Origin of the sequence: Streptomyces sp. AC602_WCS936, from assembly GCF_019049125.1 — a bacterium.
In the GTDB taxonomy this organism is placed as follows: domain Bacteria; phylum Actinomycetota; class Actinomycetes; order Streptomycetales; family Streptomycetaceae; genus Streptomyces.
The window spans coordinates 222,634-246,606 of the sequence record NZ_JAGMUF010000008.1 but is presented as its reverse complement, the minus strand read 5'-3'; the positions used below and the strand labels follow the sequence as shown (position 1 = coordinate 246,606).

22 protein-coding genes and 1 riboswitch are annotated in these 23,973 nt (G+C 72.1%); of the genes, 7 read left to right on the top strand and 15 right to left on the bottom strand.

Translation table 11 applies throughout. The annotated features are described in order from the left end of the window. Window positions 1-25: 25 nt before the first annotated feature. Entirely contained in the window at window positions 26-1,090 is a 1,065-nt protein-coding gene (locus KUM03_RS03905; protein ID WP_217245735.1) for a GNAT family N-acetyltransferase, read from the bottom strand. Between the two features lie 276 nt (window positions 1,091-1,366). Between KUM03_RS03905 and KUM03_RS03900 the strand changes: the two genes are divergently transcribed. Beyond that, window positions 1,367-2,176, top strand: coding sequence for an HAD family hydrolase (locus tag KUM03_RS03900; RefSeq protein WP_217245564.1), 810 nt, complete (start codon window positions 1,367-1,369; stop codon window positions 2,174-2,176). Between the two features lie 53 nt (window positions 2,177-2,229). On the opposite strand, the gene KUM03_RS03895 is transcribed toward KUM03_RS03900, so the two are convergent. Next, on the bottom strand, window positions 2,230-2,721 hold the full coding sequence (locus KUM03_RS03895) for a transglycosylase SLT domain-containing protein (protein WP_217245563.1): 492 nt from the start codon (window positions 2,719-2,721) through the stop codon (window positions 2,230-2,232). Between the two features lie 4 nt (window positions 2,722-2,725). Then, window positions 2,726-2,893: riboswitch (cyclic di-AMP (ydaO/yuaA leader) on the bottom strand. Window positions 2,894-3,592: 699 nt separating this feature from the next. Between KUM03_RS03895 and KUM03_RS03890 the strand changes: the two genes are divergently transcribed. The 4 genes from KUM03_RS03890 (at window position 3,593) to KUM03_RS03875 (ending at window position 8,035) form a co-directional block, all read left to right on the top strand. Further along, window positions 3,593-4,603: a polyprenyl synthetase family protein gene (locus KUM03_RS03890; RefSeq protein WP_217245562.1), complete on the top strand. Its 1,011-nt coding sequence runs from the start codon at window positions 3,593-3,595 to the stop codon at window positions 4,601-4,603. Between the two features lie 263 nt (window positions 4,604-4,866). Next, window positions 4,867-6,126 (top strand): DUF2092 domain-containing protein, encoded by a 1,260-nt coding sequence (locus tag KUM03_RS03885; protein WP_217245561.1) that lies wholly within the window; start codon window positions 4,867-4,869, stop codon window positions 6,124-6,126. A gap of 39 nt (window positions 6,127-6,165) precedes the next feature. Further along, entirely contained in the window at window positions 6,166-7,149 is a 984-nt protein-coding gene (locus KUM03_RS03880) for an ABC transporter ATP-binding protein (protein WP_217245560.1), read from the top strand. Continuing rightward, window positions 7,136-8,035: an ABC transporter permease gene (locus tag KUM03_RS03875; protein WP_217245559.1), complete on the top strand. Its 900-nt coding sequence runs from the start codon at window positions 7,136-7,138 to the stop codon at window positions 8,033-8,035. The genes KUM03_RS03880 and KUM03_RS03875 overlap by 14 nt, the downstream gene beginning before the upstream one ends. A 38-nt stretch (window positions 8,036-8,073) precedes the next feature. On the opposite strand, the gene KUM03_RS03870 is transcribed toward KUM03_RS03875, so the two are convergent. After that, on the bottom strand, window positions 8,074-9,276 hold the full coding sequence (locus KUM03_RS03870) for a hypothetical protein (protein ID WP_308406247.1): 1,203 nt from the start codon (window positions 9,274-9,276) through the stop codon (window positions 8,074-8,076). A 230-nt stretch (window positions 9,277-9,506) separates the two neighbouring features. Continuing rightward, complete coding sequence (locus KUM03_RS03865; protein WP_217245557.1) at window positions 9,507-12,131, bottom strand: hypothetical protein; 2,625 nt, start codon at window positions 12,129-12,131, stop codon at window positions 9,507-9,509. A 46-nt stretch (window positions 12,132-12,177) separates the two neighbouring features. On the opposite strand from KUM03_RS03865, the gene KUM03_RS03860 reads away from it, so the two are divergent. Then, the gene (locus KUM03_RS03860; protein ID WP_217245556.1) at window positions 12,178-12,732 is read left to right on the top strand and encodes a hypothetical protein; all 555 of its coding nucleotides are present in this window, start codon (window positions 12,178-12,180) and stop codon (window positions 12,730-12,732) included. A gap of 5 nt (window positions 12,733-12,737) precedes the next feature. On the opposite strand, the gene KUM03_RS03855 is transcribed toward KUM03_RS03860, so the two are convergent. The 11 genes from KUM03_RS03855 to KUM03_RS03805 all read right to left on the bottom strand — a co-directional run bounded on the left by KUM03_RS03855 (window position 12,738) and on the right by KUM03_RS03805 (window position 22,715). Beyond that, window positions 12,738-13,820, bottom strand: coding sequence for a zeta toxin family protein (locus tag KUM03_RS03855; RefSeq protein WP_217245555.1), 1,083 nt, complete (start codon window positions 13,818-13,820; stop codon window positions 12,738-12,740). Next, complete coding sequence (locus tag KUM03_RS03850; RefSeq protein ID WP_217245554.1) at window positions 13,817-14,071, bottom strand: hypothetical protein; 255 nt, start codon at window positions 14,069-14,071, stop codon at window positions 13,817-13,819. The genes KUM03_RS03855 and KUM03_RS03850 overlap by 4 nt, the downstream gene beginning before the upstream one ends. Window positions 14,072-14,082: 11 nt before the next feature. Then, window positions 14,083-14,541: a DUF4913 domain-containing protein gene (locus KUM03_RS03845; RefSeq protein WP_217245553.1), complete on the bottom strand. Its 459-nt coding sequence runs from the start codon at window positions 14,539-14,541 to the stop codon at window positions 14,083-14,085. Then, complete coding sequence (locus KUM03_RS03840; protein ID WP_217245552.1) at window positions 14,538-16,295, bottom strand: type IV secretory system conjugative DNA transfer family protein; 1,758 nt, start codon at window positions 16,293-16,295, stop codon at window positions 14,538-14,540. The genes KUM03_RS03845 and KUM03_RS03840 overlap by 4 nt, the downstream gene beginning before the upstream one ends. Beyond that, window positions 16,292-17,689 carry an ATP/GTP-binding protein gene (locus tag KUM03_RS03835; RefSeq protein ID WP_217245734.1) on the bottom strand — a complete coding sequence of 466 codons (1,398 nt, stop codon included), beginning with the start codon at window positions 17,687-17,689 and terminating at the stop codon, window positions 16,292-16,294. Before KUM03_RS03835 ends, KUM03_RS03840 begins: the two co-directional genes overlap by 4 nt. Before the next feature lie 95 nt (window positions 17,690-17,784). Beyond that, window positions 17,785-19,278, bottom strand: coding sequence for an SCO6880 family protein (locus KUM03_RS03830; protein ID WP_217245551.1), 1,494 nt, complete (start codon window positions 19,276-19,278; stop codon window positions 17,785-17,787). Between the two features lie 117 nt (window positions 19,279-19,395). Then, window positions 19,396-20,598, bottom strand: a complete 1,203-nt coding sequence (locus KUM03_RS03825; protein ID WP_217245550.1) for a hypothetical protein — start codon at window positions 20,596-20,598, stop codon at window positions 19,396-19,398. Between the two features lies 1 nt (window position 20,599). Next, entirely contained in the window at window positions 20,600-21,367 is a 768-nt protein-coding gene (locus tag KUM03_RS03820) for a hypothetical protein (RefSeq protein ID WP_217245549.1), read from the bottom strand. Window positions 21,368-21,410: 43 nt separating this feature from the next. Then, window positions 21,411-21,710, bottom strand: coding sequence for a hypothetical protein (locus tag KUM03_RS03815; RefSeq protein ID WP_217245548.1), 300 nt, complete (start codon window positions 21,708-21,710; stop codon window positions 21,411-21,413). A 211-nt stretch (window positions 21,711-21,921) separates the two neighbouring features. Continuing rightward, window positions 21,922-22,176, bottom strand: a complete 255-nt coding sequence (locus KUM03_RS03810; protein ID WP_217245547.1) for a hypothetical protein — start codon at window positions 22,174-22,176, stop codon at window positions 21,922-21,924. Next, on the bottom strand, window positions 22,173-22,715 hold the full coding sequence (locus tag KUM03_RS03805) for a DUF6668 family protein (protein WP_217245733.1): 543 nt from the start codon (window positions 22,713-22,715) through the stop codon (window positions 22,173-22,175). The genes KUM03_RS03810 and KUM03_RS03805 overlap by 4 nt, the downstream gene beginning before the upstream one ends. 195 nt (window positions 22,716-22,910) lie before the next feature. Here KUM03_RS03805 and KUM03_RS03800 point away from each other — a divergent pair, with 195 nt between their 5' ends. After that, complete coding sequence (locus KUM03_RS03800; RefSeq protein WP_217245546.1) at window positions 22,911-23,957, top strand: peptidoglycan DD-metalloendopeptidase family protein; 1,047 nt, start codon at window positions 22,911-22,913, stop codon at window positions 23,955-23,957. The last annotated feature ends 16 nt before the right edge of the window (window positions 23,958-23,973 follow it).

Genomic DNA, 23,973 nt, shown 5'->3' with positions numbered 1-23,973 from the left:
AACATCCCGAACGACCTGCGCGCCGTCACGACCGGCGCAGCCGGCCCGCTCCCCGCAGCGTCCGCACCGCCAGCGACGCCAGCCGCGGCCTCCCGCGCACGAAACCGTGCGCGCGGCGGACCGGTTCGCGGCCCAGCCAGTGCAGCGCGGCGCCCGCTCCCGGACGCGTCGCCGCGCCCTCGTACACGGGCAGTTCGCCGGTCTTCAGCGAGTCCTTGTACTCCGCCGGGCCCCGCCCCATGTCGAGCATGCCGATGCCCTCGGCAGCTGCGGCCTCGGCCATCCGCAGGTGCAGGACCAGCCCCGGCGAGTACTTGGCGAAGTCCGGGTCGTACGCCGGGAACCAGCACGCCAGGACCGTCGCCGAGCGCAGCCCGAAGTGGGCGGCGATCGGCCGTCCGCCGGCGTAGAGCACGGACAGCGTGCCCGTGCACTCGGTCGCCCGGGTCCCGGCCAGCCGCCCGACGAGCCGGGTGATCCACTCCTGGGCGAACCGGTCCCGGCGCCCCGTCCTGCGGTATTGCGCCGATTTCCAGCCCATGAGGGCGCGCAGCGCGGCCGGGTCCCGCTCGTCGAAGACGAAGCGCACGTCCCCGACCTGGCGGCCGAGCCGGCGCTCCTTGGCGAGGGTCGTCTTCAGGAACTTCGGCGACCGCGCGCGCAACGCGCTCTCGTACGCCGCGTACCCCTGCTCCACGTCGATGACGTAGGTGGCGTGCTCCTCGGCGGCGTGCGGCACGAACAGTCCCTGCTCCGCCTCCAGGTTGTCGAAGGCGAAGCTGGACAGGGAGCAGGCCCGCAGCAGTCGGCGGGTGTCCGGGGCGAGGTCCTGGCGGAGCACCGCCCCCTGGCAGTCCGACACCCCGAGCCCGATCGCGCGGCCCTGCCCCAGCGGCCCGCGCTCGTGCGGCAGGAAACCCGCCGCCTCGCCGCCGTCGTACACCACCGCCACCCGCGCCCGCGGCCGTACCCGGCCCACGACCTCGGTGAACTCCGGTTCCATGAACGGATTGCGTGGTGCCGACGACTTGGCGCGCAGCTCGCGCCAGCGTTCCCGTTCCCCCTCGCCCAGTTCCTCCGGCCTGAGCACACGCACACGTCCGCTGTTCAACCCGACCCCCCGATCAAGTCCCCCCTGGACACAAGGAAGGTACCTCCGGGGCCGCCCGGCCGGTAGGCAGCGGACCATCTTGTTGCCAACCGGTGCACAGGCCTTTAACCGGCTTTAGCCGATGATGTGCCAGGTTTCGGACACGTTCGGGCGTCGTCGTGCGTAGTCGGACGTACTCGCGGCGTCCTCGTTCGGAAGCGGTCCGGAAGCGGTCGCGGGTGAGTCGGGCACGTGCCGCGTCCGTATTCTCTGATCATGGACCGCACCGCATATTCACTCGTCGCCACCGACCTCGACGGCACGCTGCTCCGCGGCGACGACACGGTCTCCGACCGGTCGCTGGCCGCGCTGGCCCGGGCGGCCGGCGCCGGTGCGCGGCACCTGGTGGTGACGGGGCGGCCGGCGCCCCGGGTGCGCCCCCTCCTGGACCGCCTCGGCTGCACGGGGCTCGCGGTGTGCGGACAGGGCGCGCAGGTGTACGACGCGGGCGCGCACCGGATGCTCTGGTCGGTCACCCTGGACCGGGAACTGGCCGAAACCGCGCTCGGCAAGATCGAGGCGGAGGTCGGGCAGGTGTACGCCGCGGTCGACCAGGACGGGGTGGACGGCCTCACCCTCATCGAGCCCGGGTACCTGATGCCCCACCCGACGCTGCCCGCGGTGCGCGTCGACCGGCGCGACGAACTGTGGGCCACGCCGATCAGCAAGGTGCTGCTGCGTCACCCCGACCTGTCCGACGACGAGTTGGCGGCGACGGCGCGCGCGGTGGTCGGCTCGCTGGCCACGGTCACCATGTCGGGTCCGGGGACGGTGGAGCTCCAGCCGTGCGGCATCACCAAGGCGACCGGCCTCGCGCTGGCCGCCGAGCGCCTGGGAGTGGGCCGGCGGCGGACGATCGCCTTCGGGGACATGCCCAACGACATCCCCATGTTCCACTGGGCGGCCCACGGCGTCGCCATGGCCGGCGCCCACCCCGAACTCAAGGCGGTCGCCGACGAGGTCACCACGACGAACGAGGACGACGGCGTGGCCGTCGTCCTCGAACGGATCTTCAGTACCTCTTAGCGCAGCTCAGCTCAGTACGCGCCTGGTACGGCTCAGTACGCGCCTGGTACGGCTCAGTACGCGCCGAAGACGTTGTCGATCGAGCCGTAGCGGTCGGCCGCGTAGTTGCAGGCGGCGGTGATGTTGGCGACCGGGTCGTACGGGTCCCAGGAGGTGCCGGGCACGTGGTACGCCTGGAAGGTCGGGTCGATCACCTGGAGCAGGCCCTTGGACGGGGTGCCGTTGACGGCGTTGATGTCCCAGTTGTTGATGGCGAGCGGGTTGCCGGACGACTCCCGCATGATGTTGCGGTGAATGCCCTCGTACGTGCCCGGGATGCCGTGCTGCGCCATGACGTCCAGCGACTCCCGGATCCAGCCGTCGAGGGTGTTCGAGTACGTCGTCGTGGCGGTGGCTGCGGCCGGCGCGGCGGCCGGGGTGGCCGCGGAGGCGCTGGTGGCACCGATGAGCGGCAGGGCGAGCACCGCGGCGCCGGTGCCGGCGACAGCGAGCTTGCGGGCGAGGCGGCTGGTGCGGGCGTGACGGTTCTGACCGTTGGCAGACATGCTGAGTCCCTCTCCTTACGCCTGCGAGGTGAGCTGTCGGGTTCGGGCGGGGAGGTGCCCGGCCGGGCCCTGACGGGCACGGCTTCACCCCTAGCCGCTCCGGTGGTGACCGGTGCGGCGACTTACCTGGGTCCCCCGCTCCTGCCGGCGAGTGTGTTGGCGGATGACTGTGCGTCCGGGCGGTGGCAGGATTCGGCGTCCGCCCGACAGGCCGGGAACGTATGCGAGAGCACATGTCCGGAACAAGTGCAGGAATCACCCAACGCGCCTGTTGACCTTGGTCTGGGGCATTTGGGGCGCTTGATCCTTTGCGGCTGCCAAGCTTCAACTCGCTTGCGGGGCAAAGGGAGGGCGCAGTCGGCGGCCGGGTTGCCTGCGGGCGGCGTGAAGTGAGCCAACTCACCGCCCTCAACAAGAGCGGCAAATCGGGCATTCAGCTTAAGTGTGAGTCAATCGTCCGCAGGTTGGGAGGGCTTCGGAGGCGGGTGCGTGGCCGGTTCGGGGTGCCGTCGGGTGGGCTTCGTATTCGGCCGCCGCGCCGTCCGGTGTTCACGAGCGCGTCGTGCGGGCATGCGTTCGTATCGGATACGTATCGGAGGGAGGGCCGAGTGGGTGACGTACTCGGAGTGCGGGCCGTTGGGAGGAGTGATGTGATCTTCGGTGGCGGCTTTCGGCCTCGAGGATGTCGATCGATATCTGCTCATATCGCCTGATCAAAAACATACCGCGCATGATCCGATACCGACCGGCCTGTAACGGTGGGCGCTAGCGGTGATCGAAACGTGACCGGATACGCTGACTTGAGTGGTGGCAGCGACCTATCGACAAACCAGGTAATCGCCAGTAGACACCAGCAGACAGGAGACCCCTCGTGACCGTCGTCGGGCCGTTCGGGCTGAGCGTGCGGGACCAGGCTCTGGAAGCCGATGTCCAGGCCGGATTGGTTGCGGTCGAGGAAGGGTTGCTTGAGGCAACCAAAAGCGAGGTGCCCTTCATCACGGAGGCCGCCCAGCACCTGGTGCGGGCCGGCGGCAAACGGTTCCGGCCACTGCTGGTGATGCTCTCGGCCCAGTTCGGCGACCGCTACGCCCCCGGCATCGTGCCCTCGGCCGTCGTCGTCGAGCTGACCCACCTCGCCACCCTGTACCACGACGACGTGATGGACGAGGCCGCTGTGCGCCGCGGGGTGTCGAGCGCCAACACCCGCTGGGGCAACTCGGTCGCCGTCCTCACCGGCGACTTCCTCTTCGCCCGCGCCTCCCAGATCCTCGCCGACCTCGGGCCCGAGGCGGTCCGCGTGCAGGCCCTGGCGTTCGAGCGGCTGGTCACCGGCCAGATCCTCGAGACGGCCGGACCGCAGGACGGACGTGACCCGGTCGACCACTACCTGGACGTGCTGGGCGGCAAGACGGGGTCGCTGGTGGCGGTCTCCTGCCGGTTCGGCGCGATGATGTCCGGCGCCGACGAGACGGTCGTCGACGTGCTCACCCAGTACGGCGAGCGGCTCGGCGTCGCCTTCCAGCTCGCGGACGACGTCCTGGACATCGCCTCCGACTCCCACGAGTCCGGCAAGACCCCCGGGACCGACCTGCGCGAGGGCATCCCGACCCTGCCGGTGCTGCGGCTGCGCGAGCGCGCGGAGCGGCTGGGGCTCGCCGAGGACATCGCCCTGTCCGAGCTGCTCGACTCCGACCTGAGCGACGACGTCCGGCACGCCGAGGCGCTGCGCCTGCTGCGCGCCCACCCCGCGCTGGAACAGGCGCGCAAGGACACCGTCCGGTACGCCAGGGACGCCCGGGCGGCGCTGGCCCCGCTGCGGGAGTGCGAGGCGAAGTCCGCGCTGGTGGAGCTGTGCGACGCCGTGGTGCACCGGGCCGGCTGAACGCGCGGCGCGGTGACCCGCCTCACGTCGTAGGCGTACCCCGCCCCCTACGGGCCGGGGGAGGCGCGGCCCGTCCGTGTCATCCCGCAGGAGTACGCGGAGTTGAGTCCGCGGTCTGACGCTTCTTCCCGGCCGATTTGGTCAGATGGACACCACGGAAAACACCAATCCTCACCGATTCGGGTGAGAATGGCGGCTCACGGGTGAGACGACGAGTGCGAGGTCGCGAGACAGCCGCCGCCGACGACGGAGGTAGGGCACAGATGGCACCGATCGATTCCGACGACAACAGGACCGCCGGGGAGGGCGAGGACTCGCGCGCCGGACGGCGCAAGGCCGCGCGCTACGTCGTCCCGGTCGCGGTGATGGGAGTGGCGGCCGCGACGATCGGGCTCGTCCCCGCGATCGCCGACTCCGGGGACCCGGACCTCCCGAAGGTCACGGCGGAACAACTCATAGAGAAGATCGCCAAGTCGGACGTCGAGCAGCTGTCCGGCACGGTGAAGATCACCACGGATCTGGGCCTGCCGAACCTCGGTGGCCTGGAAAGTGGCCTGATGTCCGGTATGTCCGGCGCGCCGGGTGCGGCCGGTGAGGAAGGCGGCTCCGCCGCCGACCCGTCGGCCAAGCTCACCGAGCTGGTGTCCGGCACCCACACGCTGCGGGTCGCGGCGGACGGCCCCGACCGGCAGAAGCTTTCCCTGCTGGAGAACGCCGCCGAGTACAGCCTGATCCACGACGGCAAGGACGTCTGGGGCTACGACAGCGCGTCCAACGAGGTCTACCACTCGACCACGTCCGAGGCGGCCGGGCAGTCGGAGAAACAGAAGAAGCCGGAGAAGCAGTCGAAGCCGGAGCAGGACGTCCCGGCCACGCCGAAGGACTTCGCCGACCAGGCCCTCAAGGCGGTCGACGACACCACCTCCGTCACCGTCGACGGCACCGCGCAGGTGGCCGGCCGGGACGCCTACCGACTGGTGATCGAGCCCAAGCAGGAGGGCTCCACGGTCGGCGCCGTCAGTATCGCGGTGGACGCGAAGACCGGCATGCCGCTGAAGTTCACGCTCACCCCGGCGAGCGGCGGCGCCGCCGTCGTGGACGTGGGCTTCACCCAGGTCAGCTTCGCGAAGCCGGACGCGTCGACCTTCGACTTCACCCCGCCCAAGGGCGCGAAGGTCACCGAGGGCGACGAGATGGCCGGGGCGCCGGAGCACGGGCGCGAGACAGCCGGCGCCGACCTGGCCGGGGAGCTGGACGGCCTGGAGGTCATCGGCGAGGGCTGGAACTCCATCGCCACCTTCGACACCGGGGGCCAGGGCCTGCCCACGGCCTCCGCGGGCGGCGACGCCGGTGCCCTCGGCGGCTTCCTCGGCTCCTTCGGCGACCAGGTCAAGGGCGACTTCGGCTCCGGCACGGTCTTCAAGACCCGCCTGGTCAACGCCCTGATCACGGACGACGGCAAGGTCTACGCCGGTGCCGTCACCAAGGACGCGCTGGTGAAGGCGGCCGACGCGGCGCAGTAGACGCCGGACCGTAGCAGGAGCGACGAGGAGAGGGAGCCGATGGCCGAACCGTCCGCCACGGAGCGTAAGCACCCGGAGCGCGGGAGCGGGGACGACGCCGTCATCTCCACTCGCGCCCTCACCAAGCGCTACCGCGGCGGACAGCTCGCCGTGGACGGTCTCGACCTGGCCGTCCCGGCGGGCAGCGTCTTCGGCTTCCTCGGCCCCAACGGCTCCGGCAAGACCACCACCATCCGCATGCTGATGGGCCTGATCGAGCCCACCTCGGGCACCGCCGCCGTACTCGGCAGACCGGTCCCGCGCGACGCCCGCGCGGTACTGCCCCAGGTCGGCGCCCTCATCGAGGGCCCGGCCCTGTACGGCTTCCTCTCCGGCCGCGACAACCTGCTGCGTTACGACGCCGCCGACCCGACCGCCGACCCCCGCACCCGGCGCGAACGCGTCGCCGCCGCGCTGGACCGGGTGGGCCTCGCGGCGGCCGCCGGCAAGAAGGCGAGGGCGTACTCGCTCGGCATGAAGCAGCGCCTCGGGCTCGCCGCGGCGCTGCTCCAGCCGCGCCGCCTGCTGGTCCTGGACGAGCCCACCAACGGACTCGACCCCCAGGGCATGCGCGAGATCCGCACACTGGTGCGCGAACTCGCCTCCGACGGCACCACGGTCTTCCTCTCCTCCCACCTGCTGGACGAGATCGAGCAGGTGTGCACGCACGCCGCCGTGATGGCGCGGGGACGGCTGATCACTCAGGGCCCGGTCGCCGACCTGTCGGCCGGGGCCCGCGGCCGGCTGGTGGTGACCACGCCGGATGCGGGGGAGGCGGCCCGGGTGCTGAAGGAGCAGGGGGCCGGTGACGTCGTCGTCGCCGAGGACCGGGTGACGGCGGAACCACCGGGTCGCGACCTCGCCGACCTGAACGCCGCCCTGGTCGCGGCCGGCGTCCGGGTCCGCGGCTTCGGCGTGGAACGGGCGTCGCTGGAGGACGCGTTCGTGGCGCTGACCGGGGAGGGCTTCGATGTCGCAAGCTGAGACGCGACGGCTGCCGGCGCGCACCCCGAGCCCGCTGTGGACCTTCGGGCTGCTCCGCAGCGAACTGTCGGTCACCTTCCGGCGCTGGCGCACCCTCGCCCTGCTGGGCGTGCTGGCGGCCGTGCCGGTACTGGTGGGCATCGCCGTGAAGATCGAGACGAGCGACGGCTCGTCCTTCGGCGGAGGCGGCGGGGGCGGGGGCGGGGGCGGCGGAGGCCCCGCCTTCATCTCACAGATCAGCAACAACGGGCTGTTCCTGGTCTTCACCGCGCTCGCCGCGACCCTCCCGTTCTTCCTGCCGATGGCCGTCGGCGTCGTCGCCGGCGACGCGATCGCCGGCGAGTCGAGCGCGGGCACCCTCCGCTATCTCCTCGTCGCCCCCGCGGGCCGCACCCGCCTGCTGCTCACCAAGTACGCCACGGTGATCGCTTTCTGCCTCGCCGCGACCCTGGTGGTCGCGGTCTCGGCACTCGCGGTAGGAGCGCTGCTGTTCCCGGTCGGCGACCTGATCACCATCTCCGGCACCCGGATCACGTACGCCGAGGGCCTGGGACGGGCCCTGCTGATCGCCCTGATCGTCGCCGCCTCACTCGTCGGCGTCGCGGCCCTCGGCCTGTTCGTCTCGACCCTGACCGGCAGCGGCATCGCGGCGATGGCGACCACGGTCGGTCTGGTGATCACCGTCCAGATCCTCGACCAGATCCCTCAGCTCGACGCCCTCCAGCCGTACTTCTTCTCGCACTACTGGCTGTCCTTCGCCGACCTGATGCGCGAACCGGTCTACTGGGACGACCTGACCCGGAACCTCGGCCTCCAGGCCCTGTACGCGGCGGTCTTCGGCTCGGCGGCCTGGGCGCGGTTCACGACGAAGGACATCACGGCCTGAGGCGCAACGGCGCGGGCGTGGCCCGCCCCGGGCGGGACTCAGCCCTTCAGCCGGACCGACACCCGCAGACCGGAGCCGTTCTCCCGCTGAGTGAACAGGGCCCCGCCCTTCAGTGCAGCGGCCGGAAGCAGGGTGCCCTCGGGCAGGGCCTTCGGCGCGGTGCCGCTCACGTTCAGCTCGATCACGGGCTTCGGGGCGGTCTCGGCGTCGGTCACCCCGTACGCGGTGCCGTCGTCACCGATGACGCCGACGGTGACGGTGCGGCGGGTCTCGTCGCCGGCCAGGCAGAGCGCCTTGCCCGTCTCGGTGTCGAACGCGACCGGGCCGTAGGCGACATGCCTGCCGTTCGGGGACACGACGAGCGTGCGGTCCCGGAGCGGTTTGTCGTCCGCACAGGCCGTGGCCGCCAGCAGACGCCCGCTCGTCAGGTCGTGCGCCGACCAGACGGGAACGTCGGAGTCGTCGCTCGCCTGCCACCGGGCGACGAAGACGCTGTCGCGGACACCGACCAGATCTCCGTTCTGCTCTCCGCTCACGAACGTCCGGCCCGTCTCGACACCCTCCGGTGCGATGTCCTCGCCGGCCCATCCGCCCGGTACGGCGATGCCCCCCTGCTCCCCGCTCACCACGGGCCCCTGGGGCGTGACGGCCACCACCTCGTTGTTGATGCACATCGCCGAGTCGCAGTCCGCGAACAGCCCGGCGGCGTCCTCGTACCGCGTCACCTTGCCGGACTCCAGGTCGATCGCCACGCTGTGGTGGTCGACACCCGGCCCGGTGATCAGCAGTCCGGCCCCGCCGTCCCCGACCTCGACCGAGCTGTTGTGCGCGTCGACCGGTACGGCGACGTGGTGCAGCGGGGCGACGGAGTCACCGGCGGCGTCCACCGGGTAGACGTCGACCTGGACGACCTCCTGGTCCTTGGTGAGGGCGTCGCCGGTCTGCTCGCCGGTCGCCCAGGCGGCGACGTAGGTCCGCTCGCCCTGCCGGAGCACGGTCACCCCAGGGGTCTCGGGGATGCCGGGAGCGTCCGGGTCCACCACCGGCGTCCGGTACGGCGCGCTGGTCCACCGCACCTTGCCCGTGGCACCGTCCCTCACCTGGACGGCGTACCCGTCGCCGGACCGGAGCAGGTAGGCGACCGCCTCACCGTCCGTGGCCACCGGGTCCGTCGCGGCGTTCTCGGGCACCCAGTCGATCTCCTGGTCCCAGCCCTTGTCGCCGGTGTACGCGGAGGGCACGTCGAGGTCGGTGAGGGGAGTGCCCGCTCCCGGGCGCCCGTCGCTTCCGGGACCGCCTGTATCGCCTGTATCGCCTGTATCGCCGGATGAGCATCCGGCGACCAGCGTCCCGGCCAGGATCGCCGCTGCCATGGCTGTTCTTGTCCTCCGCATGGACTGTTCCCTTCTTGTGGCATCGCGCGATGAACGTTCGCGAGCTGTCGGGCTGCCGCCTCTTCGGCGTCGTGGCGTCACCGCGCAGGCCCGCCCCCGCTGCTGCCCGGACCCGGTGGACGGGGGATGTGAGGCGGCTGGGCCGGGACGGAAGGACCGGGCCCGCTGCCGGGCCCGGTTCTCGGTGCGGAGGAGTGGCGGCCGGGCTGGACCCGGGCCGCGCCCGCGACCGGGTTGGCCGGTGAGGCGGTGCCACCTGTCGGCGGTGCTGTCGAGCGGGCGACGGTGGTGGGCCGCTGCCAGCTCTCCGGCACCGTCGCGTGGCGTTGTACGGTTCCCTGCCGCCGGGCCGCCGCCAGGTGGGCGGCCTGCCAGGCGGTGGGGGCGAACCCGGGCGCCGCGTTGCCGCTCACGGCGGGGACCTGCCGGGTGTTCATCGCCATCAGTGCGCGCTGGGTCTCCACCGGGAAGACGTCACGGGGCAGCGACCGGGACGCCGCGCCGGTCACCTCGACCCGGAACTGCCGGCCTCCCGACTCGAAGGTGAGGCCGTAGCCGAGATACTGGCGGTCCCGGTCGAACATCAGGTCACCGTGGATCCGGCCGCCCGAAGCCCTGGTCCGCTCGCCCGTTTCCTGGAGCGTCTTCGGCAACGGGGAGGTACGGCCCAGGCAGCCGACGTACGCCTCCGCCTCCACGTTGGCCGCCCGGAACCGTGGCCGGCCGTCCTGCCCGGTGAACATCTGGACGGCGCCGACGCGGTTGCCGGGCGCGATGTCGATGGTCAGCCGTCCGTCACCGCCGAACTCCGCGTCGAAGCGCCGGCGCATCGCATTGAACTGAACCTGGTTCGCCAGCGCCGGCGGGAGATTCGGGCCGACGATCGTGACCCGAGCGTTTGGATCGGCCTCCAGAATGATCTCGGCGTTCGCCACGCCGGTGCCGCCCGCGCCCGCGACGACCCAGGTCCTCGGTGCGTCCGGGGCCTGTGGGTCGAAGCGGTTCTCCGCGATCTCGTCGCCGATGAAGACCCGCGCGGGCGCCTCGGCCCGTGCGTGTTCCCACTGTGCTGTGGCGTCGAGGGTCTGCATCGCGGCGCGCGCCCCGGAGTCGGACCGCAGGGCGTTCACCAGCCCTTCGTCGCGCAGGAGGGCCAAGGTCTGCTGCGCGGTGGACGCGGTGGCCAGGCGTTGCTGCACCGCGTGGTCGGCGGGCAGCCGTCGGCCCAGGGCATCGAGCGCCTCGGGCAGGTTCTGCACACTTCGGTCCACGCCTGGCACCATTTCCGGCGGCAGGCCGGTGGCGATGGTGGGTATGCCCTCGACGCGCACGTACATGTCCTGCGAGCGGTCGGCCGCGGCGTCGTTGGGACGCACGTGGGCGTAGAGACGGCCGTCGTCGGCCGCCACCAGCCGGGCCCGCCCGTCGACCACCGGGCCTCGTACCGCGAGCGTGTCCTCCCACAGCCGCACCGCGTCGCGGGGGACCCGGCTGGTGGCGTCTCCGAACTGGTGGGCGTCCCCCAGCCCCGTGAGGTGCATGTCGCGCACTTGGTCGGCGGACTGGACGATGCCCTCACCGGGGTCCAGGTGCCAACGGCCCCGGGCGTCGATCAGCAACGCGTCGGGGTCCCGGCCGACGAGGCTCGCGCCACTGCCGATGACGACTTGGCGGGTCGGCCACTCCCCGGTGGCTGCCGCCTCCGCACGGAGTTGTTCCAGCGTCGATCTGCTCACCTCGGTGCGCGTCGCCGCCGCCTCGGCCGCCGCCGTGGCCAGCTCGGCGCGCGGAATGGCGGTTCCGTCCGGCCGGAATCCCGGCAGGTGAGGGGTGCCCGGCGACAGGTCGGCCGCAGAGGGGGTCCGCGCGGCGTGCTCCCGGAAGTCCCGCAGGGCACGGGCGTCGGACGGAGGCAGTTGCTCCAGGGGGACGGCCAGACGGGCCACGGCCTCCCTGGACAGCGCGGACAACTCCGGGCCGACAGCGCGGAGACGAATGTCGGCGGCATGCTGCTCCAGCGCACGGGCCCGGGTGTCCTCGGCGGGAGCGATCGGACGCAGACCGGTGTGGTCCAGCAGGGCCGAGAACTCACCCCGCGCCTCCCGGCGGCGGCCGTCGTCCAGGCTCGCGTCCTGCATGCGGGCGGCGAGGTAGTTCAGCTCGCCCACGCGGCCGAGGTCCTCCTCCGACAGCCTGAACCGGTCCGAGGCGATCTCCCCGCGCCGCAGCAGGTCCTGCCGGACCCGCTCCGCGCTCGCGGCGGCCCGGTCCCGCACGGCCAGCAGTTCGCCGACCTCGTGGCTCAGGGCGCGGCCGACCTGTTGCGGGTCCATTCGGTCGGAGAGCTGGACGAAGTGATTGTCCGACGTGGTGTTGACGTGCGTACGTGCCACGACGCCGGACGGCAGGGGGACACAGTCGAGCCTGAGCGTCAGTTCGGCGCCTTGCTGGTCGGTGAGCGCGAAATGGCGGTCGCCGTCGGTTCCCCGCGGTCCGGCCCAGCGGAGCCGGTCTCCGTACAGGCTCTGCACGACCAGTGGCAGTGCGGCCTCCGCCTGCGCGATGACCTCGCCCTGCCCGGCACGGGGAGAGGTGCTCGTGAACCGCGTGCCCGCGACATCGGTCGCGGTGATGGTGACGGGTGCCTGGGACCGGTCCGGCCGTGCCCGGTCAGCCCCGTGGTCACGCGGGCTCTGAACCATTGGCGTTTCCCCCTTTGACCTGCCTCACGGCCTGTAGGATTTTCGCATGTTGATCGCCCGCTCGACGCAAGAAGCGCACCTCTACATGGATCTGCACGCCTGTGTCTGCGGGGCCGAGACCTTCGAGCGCTCGCACCGCCTGGAACAGCGGGACGGCGCGATGATCGCGGTGTACGAGGGCGTCTGCCCCCAGTGCGGTCGGCCGCGGGTGTTCGAGTTCCGGTTGTCCGACGAACTGCCGCCCGCGCCACCGGCGTTCGGCGGCCGGGAGCCGTCGCGGATCATCGATCCGGGCGAGTTCATGTGGGTCAGCGACGAGGCGGGGACGGACGCGAGTCTGCGCCTGCTCAACACGCCGCCCGCCGAACAGCGTCGCCACCGCGAGAAGGCCGTCTACGCCCTTGCCGCGCTGGAGGAGGTCCTCAAGTTCCTCCCGGAGGGCGCCGACCGGATCCCCGGGGAGTGCTTCACCTCGGACCGCGGCCGTGCGGTCTACCGGAAGGACCCGAGCAGGTTCGAGCGCCGGTGGCTGCAGGACGGCCTTGAGCGCGATCGACGTATCCTCGCCGGCATCGACTCGTTCAGCCCCCCGGCTCAGTAACCGCCTCATGGCGTCCGGGGAGTAGGGGGCGAGGGCGGGCGGACGGCCGGAACGCGGGTCGCGGCCGGCGGTGTGGTGGGCGTCGGTGTCCCGGACCCGGACCCCGCCCCCGACCGCAACCGGCCGGCCGCGGCGATGCGGACCAGGGCGTCACCCTGCCGGAAGGCCGACGTGGTGCGCGGCGTGACCGTCCGGCCCGCGAAGTCGCCCCGGTCCGAGGTGATCAAGCCCGTCGCCAGTCCACCGGCGACCAGTTTCTCCGCGTTCTCCCGGCCGACGGAGTGGCCGCGCCCGGACGTACTGCGCGCGTACAGGTCCCGGATCATCCCCTCGGGTGCCATGCGGCCCCCGTACCAGTCACGGCCCGCGTCGAACTCGGCGCGCCCGTGCTGCCAGCGGCCCGCGTTCTGCGCGAGGCACTGCTCGAGCGGCACTTCCACGGACAGCAGCACGCGCTTGCCGTAGCCGTCGCGTTGCAGGTCACCGAGGAGTTTCTCGTTCCAGCGCTGGTCCCGCAGGGTGGCGTCGTAGAGCAGGTTGTAGCCCTCGGTACGGGCCCACCGCTCGAAGATCCCTTGCAGGTAGGCGGATTCACGATGGGTGAGCGACGCCGTCTCGGACGGTGCCAGCCGACGCCCGTTCGGCAGTTCCCGGGCGTGCGCGGGAAGGTGGGGGGCGCCGCCGTGCTCGAACAGGGCGACCTTGAACTCGTCCGGGTCGAGGACCACGTAGTTCCGTACGTCGACACCGTGCACCCCGGTCAGCGCACGCCCGAGCCCGTCGTCCCGCGCCTGCCACTCGGCGAGGCCGCGCAGCGCGCCGCCCTTGCCCGCGCCGGGCGCACCGGCGGTCAGGAGCGCCGCGTGCCCGTCCCGGGGCAGGCCCGCCACCCGGTGTCTGAAATCCTCCAACACGGCGCTGTGCAGGTGTTCGCGGTCCGCCGCCCACAGCACGCCACGACGGTACTGCCCCATCGTGTCGTGATCCCCCGGTGAGAGGTCGCCGCCCGGGCCCATCCGCCGCTGCAGCTCTCGGTAGAGCCCCTGGTACTCGGGCGTCAGTCTGCTCTCCGGTACCGGGGCCGTCACCGGCGCCGGTCTATCCTGAGCTGGATCTCCTCCACGTCTTCCCGGGACAGCTGTCCCAGCAGGCGTGCTTCCGCGACCACGGACGGCGTGTTGTCCTGGTGGGTCGGCTCGGGGTGGCCCTCGTCCAGTTGCTCCTCCTCGAAGGGCCAGTCGGCCACCGTGGCGAGCATCTCTTCGCGGCCGACCAGACCGGCGGCGTAGCGGTCGAGGTAGGCGCGCAGGGAGCGGGGCACAGGCGTTTCCTTGTTCACGAAGACCTCGTCTACCACAGGTTGCCGTCGTAGGGATCGGGTTCCGCCGCGTCCTGCGGCGTGCGCCCGTCGTCGTAGGGTTCCACCACCGGCACGGTCTTGGCCCGGTGGCTCCCCTCCTTGCACCCCGCGAACGGGCCGACCGGCGAGCGCAGTTCGGCAAGTGCCGGGCCGAGGTGGTCACGGTGCCATACGGCGGGCCCCGCCGAGCCGGCCGCCGCGTCGGTGCACTCCTGCCAGGCCAGCCAGAGGGCGTGGAGGCGTGCGACGGCTTCGAGGTGCTCCCACCACCGGGGGCACCAGGGCTGGGAGGAGGAGACCTCACGGCCGTAGACGGGCAGCAGGAGGTCGGAGACCCAGACAGTCAGATTCCGCAACTCCCGCAGGTACTCCTCACCGTCCATGTAGAGGATGAACGGCGGTTCGGCGGCCGGCTGCCGGTCCACGGCCGGATCGGAGGCATCGGTCATCGGACGGTCCTCTCCGCGGCGCGGGCGGTGATGGCTTTCACCTCGGCCTGGGCGGCCGCCTGGATGCGGTCGGCGCCGGGCTCGGCGTACCAGGGGCGCAGCCGGATCAGGGCCGGTCTGACGCCGGTGGCCAGGAGCAGGGCGGTGCCCTTGGGCAGGGCGCGGATACGGTCGGCGGGCAGGATGCGCTCCAGTCGGTAGGAGGTGGAGCGGGACCGGCCGTCCCTGCCGCGGGACACGCTGACCGTCGACACGTCGTGCTCGCCGACCAGCCGGGACACCTTCTCGACGAAGTCGGCGTCGTCCAGGCCGGCACCCAGCAGCTTGATGGTGGCCGCGCCCCACAGCGCGTCCATCCCGGCCTCGCCCCAGACCCGTACCCCCTGCCGGTAACTCTGCAGCAGGGTGACGATGTTGACGCCCCGCGAGCCGAGGTGGGAGTAGAGATCGGGCAGGTCGGAGATGCGGCAGACGTTGGCGGCCTCGTCCAGTACCGCCGTCATCGGCGGGTCCAGGCGTCCCCCCTGCCGTTCGGCGGCCACCACGCCCGCGCGCAGCACCGAGTCGGCGGCCGCCGCGATGACACCCGCGGCCGATCCGCCGCCGTCCTTCGACAGCAGGTACAGAGTGTCGCGGGACAGCGTGTGCTGTTCCGGACGGAACTGCGGCACCGCCGCGTCCGGCGTCACCCAGGCGGCGATGGCCGGGTCGAGGAGGCAGGCCACGCACTGGCGGGCCGTCTCGTAGATGCCGTCCCGGGTCTCGACGGCGCCCTGGACGGTGCCCTGCAACTGGTCGGCCAGGGCCGGCATGGCCGCGTCGCGCAGCAGATCGACGGGCGTGCGGTCGGCCGGGTCGGCCAGCCACGACAGGACCTCGACGACCCCGCGCCCGCCGCGGTTGGCGGCGTGGAAGAGCGCGGTGAGCGTGTTCTGCGCCGCCGAGATCCAGAAGTCGCGCCTGGACGCGTCGTCGTTGACCGCGCCGACGAAGTGCCCCGCGAGCCTCCTGGCGCCCTCGATGGTGGCGGCATCGGCCAGCATGTCCCACCACATGGCGCGGGGGGTGTGTGCGATGCCCTGCGGATCGAACACCCAGACCCGGCCCGTGCGTTCACGTTCGGCACGAGTGACGCTGTAGACGTCGGCCTTGTTGGAGGTGAGCAGGACGCTGCCCTGGGCGCGCAGGACGCGCGGCACGGCGATTCCGGTGGACTTGCCCGCGCGCGGTGCCATCAGGTCCAGTTCCACATCCTCGTGGCTGGAGCGCAGTTCCGGCCCGTTGGGCTCCAGGTTGCCCAGCAGGTTGCCGGTCTCGTCGGGCTCCAGCCTGGCGGTCTTGGACAGCGACGGGCGCAGCGACCGGGCCCGGGCCGCCGCCCCCTTGGGAAGAAGTCCGGCCAGTTCCCCGCGGCCGGCGAGCCCGGCGGGACGCTTGCCGCGGCCGCGTACGAGGAGGACCAGCACGACCACGAGGGCGACGAAGACGCCGAAGACCGTCGCGATGCCGGCCGTCACCGCGCCGCCCGGCGCGGCGGGCCACAGGGCGCCCGGGCCGTCCTGGACCAGCGTGGCCAGGGTGGACAGCGAGAAGGGGGGCGGATTCCAGCCGCCGCCGGCCAGCGCCGCGCCGAGCGTGCCGCCGAGCCAGGCACCGGCGAAGGAGCCGCCGACCAGGACGGCCACGACCGGGATGATCCACGGCAGCAGGTCGTCCCCGGGGGAGTGGCCCTTGCGGGCGGGCCGTGCACTCATCTCGACGCCTCCCCCTGCTTGGTGAGGTTGAGTTCGTTGCCGGTCCAGCGGTTGTTGGTGTTGTGCAGGGCGCGCTCGGTGTCGGTGATGGACACCTTGATGGGGATGCCGGGCCGCCCGCCGACCTTGATCAGGAAACGGCCCCGGCCGGGCGGCTCCTCGTTGATGCCGGTGCCTGCCCAGCCCGGTGGGGACGACCAGGAGGAGACCAGCTCGACCTCCCGTTCCGACATGCCGACGATCTCGCCCAGTTCCCGCATCTCCGTCCGCGGCAGCCCCGCGCACACGACCATGCCGGCCCGCTCCACGAAGCCGCGCGCCTTGGCCCGGTCGGCCTCGCTGCCCAGCGCCTCGGCGTCCTTGAGCGTGTGGGTGATCTTCGCGTCGCCGAGTCCGAGGGAGCGGTTGAGACGGGTCAGGGCGTCGATCCGCTCGACGATGCCCGAGGCGGCGCGCAACGGACGCCACAGCTCGTCGAGGACCGTGAAGAACCAGCGTTGCGGGGCGAGCCCCGCGTCCGCGAGCGCGTGCGCCGCGGCCACCGTGCCGAGCCCGTCGGACCAGGCGGCCAGCATCGCCGCCGCGGTCAGCTGCGTGTCGGCCTCCCCGATGCGGGAGATGTCGACGCAGACGGCCGGTGACGCCGGGTCGATCCTGGTCGAGGTCTCGGTGGAGAACGTGTCGCCGAGCGGGCCGTCCAGAATGCCGAGCAGTGAGCGGTGCAGCGGGTCGACTGCTTCCTGGTAGCGGTTGATGTCGCCCCGGTCCAGCGTCACCGCGCGCACCCGGTCGGGGCCCTCGTCGAGAACGCGCAGCAGGTCGGCCAGCAAGGGGGCGCGCCCTGGCTCGGTGCGTTCCACCAGGTGGTGCAGACAGGCGGAGAGCACCGACTGTTCGTGGTCGTCCATGGGACGTCCGCGCACGATGGTGACGAGCGCCGCCACCATGTTGAGCACGCGGCCGTGGGCCTCCGCGGCCAGGATTCGCCCGCGCTCGCCGCCGAGCCGCGCCGCGGCCTCGCCCATCGCGCCGGGGTCGAGCACGTTGATGCCGCCGACGCCGCGCCCGATGGAGATCACCTGACCGCCCAGTGCCCGTACGGTGTCCGCGTAGTCGGGCTTCAGGTCCCCGAGCACCAGCGGGGTGACGCCGGTCGCGGTGAGGCCGATGAGCATGCGGTTGATCAGCGTCGACTTGCCCAGACCCGGCATGCCGAGCATGAACAGCGAGGGGTTGGAGATGTAACGGGCCCGGGTGAACCAGGAGATGGGGTCGCCGCAGACCGTCGCACCGGTATGCAGGTGCTGGCCGAGCGGCACACCGGTCATGGGGGCGCCCGAGCCCGCGGCGAACGGCCACAGTCCGCAGGCCTGCACGGTGGTCGCCCGCCACATGGCGGGCGGGTCCAGGTGCCCGACCTGGCCGCCGCCGGGGCCGGGCCAGCCGCGAGGCGGGACCATGGGCGGACGGGGCGGTTGCTTCTGCCTGCTCACAGGGCCTCCCGGATCTGGTACGGAACGAGGGTGTGCTCCCACGGCAGCAGCCCGACGGGCAGCGTGCAGGTGAACGCCGAGGCCTGCATGCGGTCGGCGGGACGCAGCACGATCCGGGAGGACGCCTGGAGATTGCGCATGGTGACGGCCGCGTCCTCGAGGTCCTGCTCGGAGTCGACGGTGACCGTGGCCATCAGCGAGAACTCCACGAGCCCCGCACCGGAGGCCTCCTCGGCCGCCGTCTGCTCCGCCGCCCGCACCTCGGAGCTGGCGCGGGCCTGCACCAGTCCGCCGCGCGAGCCGGCCATGAAGTGGGCGGAGCGGCGGTCGGACTCGACGATGCGGGCGGAGGTCGCGGGGTCGATCGGCCGGTAGACCAGCGAGATCCGCTTGCGGCGGGTGCCCGGCGCGGGTTCCAGCAGGCCGCGCAGCACGCTGGAGCGGACGGTGCCGCGCGGCGCGAGCGTCAGCATCCAGGTCCGGGAGACACCGGAGTCGTGCCGGTACGCGTTCACCGTCTCGACGGTGGCCGCCGGTCCGGCGTCGTCCCACTCGATGCCGGTCGCGGTGTGCTCGGCGCGGGTGCTGAGGACGTCGGGGGCGACCGCAGGGTCGTAGGCGACGCGCACGATCTCGGCGAGCCGTTCCGCCGAGAGCGGGTACGCGGAGCCGCCGCCCGCGGCGATCAGGCCGGACAGCAGTCCCGGCAGCCGCATGGACAGGTCGGTGACGACGTCGTCGGTGCCGCGCTTGGGGCCGGCGGTCGGGCCGTACGTGAGGGCGACGTAGGTGTGCATCTCCGACGAGGCGGACGGGTAGCGCTCGACGACCTCCTCCATCACGGCACGGGCCGCGGCGGGGGCGTCGGGCGCGATGCGGGGGAGGACCTCGGCCGCGAGCCGGGTCCCGGTGTCCGGGGCGGTCTCGACCACGACCTGGGCGCCGCGCAGGCCGGGCTCGTGGGAGAGCCGGGCCAGCCAGTCGCCCCAGGACGCCACCCAGACGTCGACCTGCTCGGGGTCGACGAGCGAGCCGCCGTCCGGGTCGCAGCCGATGACCAGTGTGTACAGGTTGCGGCCCGGGTGGTGGAGCACGCCGAACGGCCGGTCGTAGGCGTCGCGGCCCTCGTGCATCTTCGTCCGGGCGAGCAGCCCGGGCGGCTGGAAACGGCCGCCCGGGCGACGCGAGAGCGGTCCGGAGACGTACGTCGTCGAACCGTTCGCCTTCCGCTTCATCCAGCCGACGCGGACGGCGAGGACCTGGTAGACGTTGCGGCCGTCCGCGGTGCGCAGCGCGAGCGGGGCGAGGAAGAGACCGACCGGGACGAGTACGGCGATCGCGAGCATGAGGGAGACCAGCGAGGCCAGCAGGGCCAGCAGGAGCCCGCCGAAGGCGACGACGGTGCCGAGGAGGCCCAGCGGGCCGAGACCGGGGCGGCGCGGGCGCCGCCAGTTCCCGTAGGTGGGACGCGTCATGGCGTCGGTGGACATGGGTTTCCTTCTTCCGGCTTCTGCGGGGTGAACGGCCTGTCTTCCAGGCGGGCGGTGGGGGCTGGGGCCGGGCCGGGGACCCTGCCCGGCCCGGACCGGTGGGCACCCGGCCGACGACTACTGGTTGTGCCCCTTCATCCCGTCGTTGTCGTCGAGGGAGTTGGCGACCTCCGAGGCCGCCGCCACCTGTGTCTGCGCGACGACCGCGGCTGCCTGGGCGGCCAGGGCGACTCCGCCGGTGGCCGCTCCCGCGGCGGCGGCTCCGCCCGCGGCGGCACCGCCCGCTCCGCCGGCACCTCCGGCCCCGGCCCCGCCCGCTCCGGCGGAGCTTCCGGCCCCGGCGGACGGGGAGCCCTGCGGACTCGCTGAGGCGCCGCCTCCGCCGCCCCCTCCGCCACCGCCCCCGCCGGCCGCGCCGCCGGCGATGCTCACGGCGCCACTGGCGAGGTTGTTGACGGCGTTGAGGGTGACCGTGCCGCCGGACGTACTGCCGAGGGCGGCGGTGGCCGGGACGATCAGCTTGAGCAGCGCGGGCAGGGCGAAGACCGCCAGGATGAGCATGCCCATGCCCGCGATGGTCCGGGTGAGGTCCTCGGTGCCCTTGGCCTCCTTGGTCATCGCCGTCGCCGAGAAGATGATCAGCGCGGCGGCCGGCTTGTAGAGCAGCCAGGCGGCCAGCCAGCCGATGTGCTTCTTCCACCAGCCTTCGCCCCATCCGGTCATGGAGGCGGACGCGGCGAGCGGCAGCGTGCCGATCAGCATGATCAGCACGCCGACGCGGATGTACATGAGGACGATCTGGACGAACGTCGACAGCATCACCAGCAGGCCGAAGACGAGGACCAGACCCGGCTGGCCCAGGGTCATCACGCCGAGCATCTCGGCCGCCTGGCCGCCGAGGTCGGATTTGGCGTAGACCTCCTCGGCGTAAGCGTCCGAAGCCCTCGTGAGGGCGCCTGCCGCGGGAACGGCGAGGGCCCCGGCGAGCAGCACCTTCCACATGCCCATGAAGGCCAGCTTCATGGACTGTCCCCGGCGGTCCAGCGCCATCCGGATCGCCGCCATGAGCAGGGAGGCCACGGCCACGTAGCCGACCAGCCAGTTGAGTTCGCCCTGAATGGTGCCGATGGGCTCCGCGGTCTCGCCCGTCTCCACCCCCAGCCAGACGCCGTTGAGCGACTTCAGCACTTCGGAGGCGGCTTCGCCGATCGCCTTGGCGAACACCTCGACGGCTCCGCTGGTGATGTCCTCGCCGACTTCACCGAGGCCCCACTCCAGACCCTCGCCGACACAGTCGTACACCTTCCAGGTACAGGCCATGTCAGACCTCCCAGGTGACGAAGCCCTGCGTGCCACTCACCTGCGCCATGCCGGAGTACACCGAGCCGTCCGCGCCGGGTACGACCTTCCAGTCGCCCTCGTGCCAGCGCACGGTCACGGAGGCCGTGCCGTACACACCCCTCTCGGGGCCGCGCAGCAGGAGCATCACTGTCGCCTCTTCCTTGTCGTAGGCCAGGACCGAGAAGCCCGCGTATCCGCCGGCGTCCGCCTTGCCCGAGGTGGGCTTGTCCTCGTCCTGCGAGCGGCTGGAGATCAGGGCGTCGCGGCCCGCTCCGGGCACGACCTGCCGCTCCATCACCTCACGCCAGCCCGGGTAGCTGAAGTGGTCCGTGATGGAGTGCGCGGCGAGGACCGCGCCCATCGGGGTGTGCGCGTAGCAGGACCAGACGGGACCGTCGTACTTGAGCGGTCCGACCGTCCCGGACACGGGCACGAGTCCCGTGCCGTTGGCCTTCCACGCGAAGTCCGCGGGAACGGCTGTCGGCTTGTCCTGGTCGCTGTCGTCGGTGCGGCAGTCCTCGGGCCGGCCGCCGTCCGCGTCACCGGTGCTGCTCGGGGCGGGCGCCGGGGCCCGCGTCGGGTCGTCGGCGCGCGTCGTCGGCGTGTCACCGCCGCTGCTCATCAGGGCCACCAGGCCGATGACCAGCAGCGTCGCGAGGAATCCGGCCGACAGGATCCAGCCCCGCTGCTGCCAGAAGGGCTTCTCCCACTCCCCGCTGCCCCCTCGGGATCGACCGGGGGTCACCATGTCGGTACCGCCTTCCGTCGGGACGATCGGGACGCGGAGCGCATCAGCCGAAGACGAAGGTGACGACGGGGCCGGCGGTCGCCACCAGGACGCAGCCGCCCAGGACCATGCCGAGCCGGCCCATGTGCTCCGAGCCCTCGCCGCGGCGCATGGAGATCGCCATCATGGCGCCGGTGATCAGGACACCGGCCACACCGGCCGCCGTGCCGCCCCAGGCGAGGATGCCCAGGACCGTGTCCACCTTGCCGGTGAGCGCGTCCGGCGCGTTCCGGTCGGGATTCGGGACGGTGCCGTCCGCCAGGACTATGTTCTCGTGTGCCTTGGCGACGAGTCTGTCCAACATGTTCTCTCCCCGATTGTTTCCGGCCTTCGGCCGGTGACGTCCTTGATGGTTCTGCGTGCCGGCCGGTGTGCGTGCCGGCCGGTGGCGTCGACGTGAGTCTTGCGACCGCTGTGACGTCGCGCCATGCGTGTGGCGAATCAGCACCACGCTGTGACATGTACGTGGCAATCGAGACGGCGGCCGTACGCGCCGTGCCGCTCCCGTCGGCCGCTCAGGAAAGCATGAGCATCTGCACCAGCGGCCCCGCGGAGGCGCCGATGACACAGGCGCCCATCACCGTCAGGAACTCGCGCAGGTGTTCCTCCACGTCCCCCGTCTTCACGGCGAGCGCCATGCGTGTGCCGACGATGATCAGTCCGGCCACGCCGGCGCAGGTGACCAGCCACGCCATCCAGCCGAGCACCGTGTCCAGCTCGGTCGTGACGTCCGAGCCGACGGCCAGGATGGTCATCGGGTGACTGATCATCGGGTACTCCTCGTCGCCGTGCGTCGGGGTGGTGCGGCCAGCAGCCGGCTCAATGCGGCCGTCTCGCGCGGTGGCGGTGCGCCCAGGTCCCCGGTGCGCCACGAGGGGACCCAGGGCAACCGGTGCACGGCGGTCACCGAGCCGATGACCTTGATGCGCTGGTGCAGTTGGCGGGGCAGGCGTCCCGGTGCGTCCGCGACCAGTACGACGGCGATCAGTTCCAGGCCCGGCGGCTGATCCCCGCGCCGGAAGACGTCGAGAGCCCTGGACGCCGCCTGCAGCCCGGCGGCATGGGTGCGGGCCACCAGCAGCACCCCGTCCGGCTCCCCGTGGTCGGGGCGCGGCCAGGTGCACCCGGCGTCGAGTCCGCCGAGCACGGTCGCCAGTGTGGACGTGCCCGCACCGCCGTGCGCGCCGACCCACGCCAACTGCCGTGGCGGATCCGGTGCTTGGGCGTCCGCGGTGGGTGCCGATGGCTGCCCGGCCGTGATGAGGGGCTCGCGGGTCCAGATCTCCGGACCGTACGTGCCCGACGGCATGTTGGTTGTCACCGCCGCACTCCCCCGTGTCAGATCAGCGGTTTACCCATTGATCATTACTGATGACAGAGTGGCAGGTAACTGCCTGTGAGGCTCTGGGACGAGTTTGTGACGTAGCGGTGACCGGCTCGGGGGCTGTCGACCGGGAAACTCAACCAGGCGTTGTGCCGGAGCAGTTGAGGACGAGGGGGGTTGATGTCGCAGAACGGGGGAGGCGGCGCGGCGGCATGGGTGTTCGGCGGTGGCGTCGCCGCGGTCATGCTGCCCGTGGTCATGATGATCGCGGTGAGCGGTGGCGCGGGCGGTGCGGCGGGCGGCGGTGCCGGGACCGGAGTGGGAGGCGGTCTCCAGGACGGGGCCGTGCCCGCCGAGTACGTTCCCTGGGTGCTCAAGGCCGGCGCGCTGTGCGACGTGATCAAACCGGCGGTCGTGGCGGCCCAGATCGAGGCCGAGTCGGGATGGAACCCGAACGCCGTGTCGCCGGTCGGCGCTGAAGGCCTGTCCCAGTTCATGCCCGGCACGTGGGCGAACTGGGGCCGGGACGACGACGGCAACGGCCGGGTGTCGCCCTATGACCCGGGTGACGCGATCATGGCCCAGGGGCGCTACGACTGCGCGCTCGCCGAACAGGTCGAGGGGTACAAGAAACGGGGTGTCGCATCCGGCGAGACACTCGATCTGACGCTGGCCGCGTACAACGCCGGCCCCGGCGCCGTCGAGGACTACGGGGGCATACCGCCGTACACCGAGACGCGGAACTACGTCGCCCGCATCAAGTCCCTGATACCCAAGTATGAGTCGGTGGACGACCCACCCGGCAAGCTGCCGCCGGGCCAACGGATGGCCATGCCGCTGCGCGGTACGCCGCCCGTCACCTCGCCCTACGGGATGCGCTTCCACCCGGTCCTGCACGTCAACAAACTGCACACCGGAATCGACTTCGGCGCCGCCGCGGGCACGCCGTTCCTCGCCGCGCGCGGCGGCAAGGTCACCTTCGCGGGCTGGTCCAACGGCTACGGCAACCGGGTGGTGATCTCGCACGGCAGCATCGACGGCAAGCAGGTCTCCACCACGTACAACCACATGTCGGCCTTCAGTGTCGCCGTGGGGCAGACGGTCAAGGTCGGCCAGCAGGTCGGCGAGGTGGGCTCCACGGGCTTCTCGACCGGCCCGCACGCCCACTTCGAGGTCATGCAGAACGGCCAGTACGTCGATCCCGCACCATGGCTGGGGATGGAATGACGGCTCAGGCCAGGGG

Coding starts and splice junctions, on each gene's coding strand:
- KUM03_RS03900 (WP_217245564.1), top strand. CDS start 1,367: ATGGACCGCACCGCATATTCACTCGTCGCCACCGACCTCGACGGCACG.
- KUM03_RS03895 (WP_217245563.1), bottom strand. CDS start 2,721: ATGTCTGCCAACGGTCAGAACCGTCACGCCCGCACCAGCCGCCTCGCC.
- KUM03_RS03885 (WP_217245561.1), top strand. CDS start 4,867: ATGGCACCGATCGATTCCGACGACAACAGGACCGCCGGGGAGGGCGAG.
- KUM03_RS03880 (WP_217245560.1), top strand. CDS start 6,166: ATGGCCGAACCGTCCGCCACGGAGCGTAAGCACCCGGAGCGCGGGAGC.
- KUM03_RS03875 (WP_217245559.1), top strand. CDS start 7,136: ATGTCGCAAGCTGAGACGCGACGGCTGCCGGCGCGCACCCCGAGCCCG.
- KUM03_RS03865 (WP_217245557.1), bottom strand. CDS start 12,131: ATGGTTCAGAGCCCGCGTGACCACGGGGCTGACCGGGCACGGCCGGAC.
- KUM03_RS03860 (WP_217245556.1), top strand. CDS start 12,178: ATGTTGATCGCCCGCTCGACGCAAGAAGCGCACCTCTACATGGATCTG.
- KUM03_RS03845 (WP_217245553.1), bottom strand. CDS start 14,541: ATGACCGATGCCTCCGATCCGGCCGTGGACCGGCAGCCGGCCGCCGAA.
- KUM03_RS03840 (WP_217245552.1), bottom strand. CDS start 16,295: ATGAGTGCACGGCCCGCCCGCAAGGGCCACTCCCCCGGGGACGACCTG.
- KUM03_RS03835 (WP_217245734.1), bottom strand. CDS start 17,689: ATGTGGCGGGCGACCACCGTGCAGGCCTGCGGACTGTGGCCGTTCGCC.
- KUM03_RS03830 (WP_217245551.1), bottom strand. CDS start 19,278: ATGTCCACCGACGCCATGACGCGTCCCACCTACGGGAACTGGCGGCGC.
- KUM03_RS03825 (WP_217245550.1), bottom strand. CDS start 20,598: ATGGCCTGTACCTGGAAGGTGTACGACTGTGTCGGCGAGGGTCTGGAG.
- KUM03_RS03820 (WP_217245549.1), bottom strand. CDS start 21,367: ATGGTGACCCCCGGTCGATCCCGAGGGGGCAGCGGGGAGTGGGAGAAG.
- KUM03_RS03815 (WP_217245548.1), bottom strand. CDS start 21,710: ATGTTGGACAGACTCGTCGCCAAGGCACACGAGAACATAGTCCTGGCG.
- KUM03_RS03810 (WP_217245547.1), bottom strand. CDS start 22,176: ATGATCAGTCACCCGATGACCATCCTGGCCGTCGGCTCGGACGTCACG.
- KUM03_RS03805 (WP_217245733.1), bottom strand. CDS start 22,715: ATGCCGTCGGGCACGTACGGTCCGGAGATCTGGACCCGCGAGCCCCTC.
- KUM03_RS03800 (WP_217245546.1), top strand. CDS start 22,911: ATGTCGCAGAACGGGGGAGGCGGCGCGGCGGCATGGGTGTTCGGCGGT.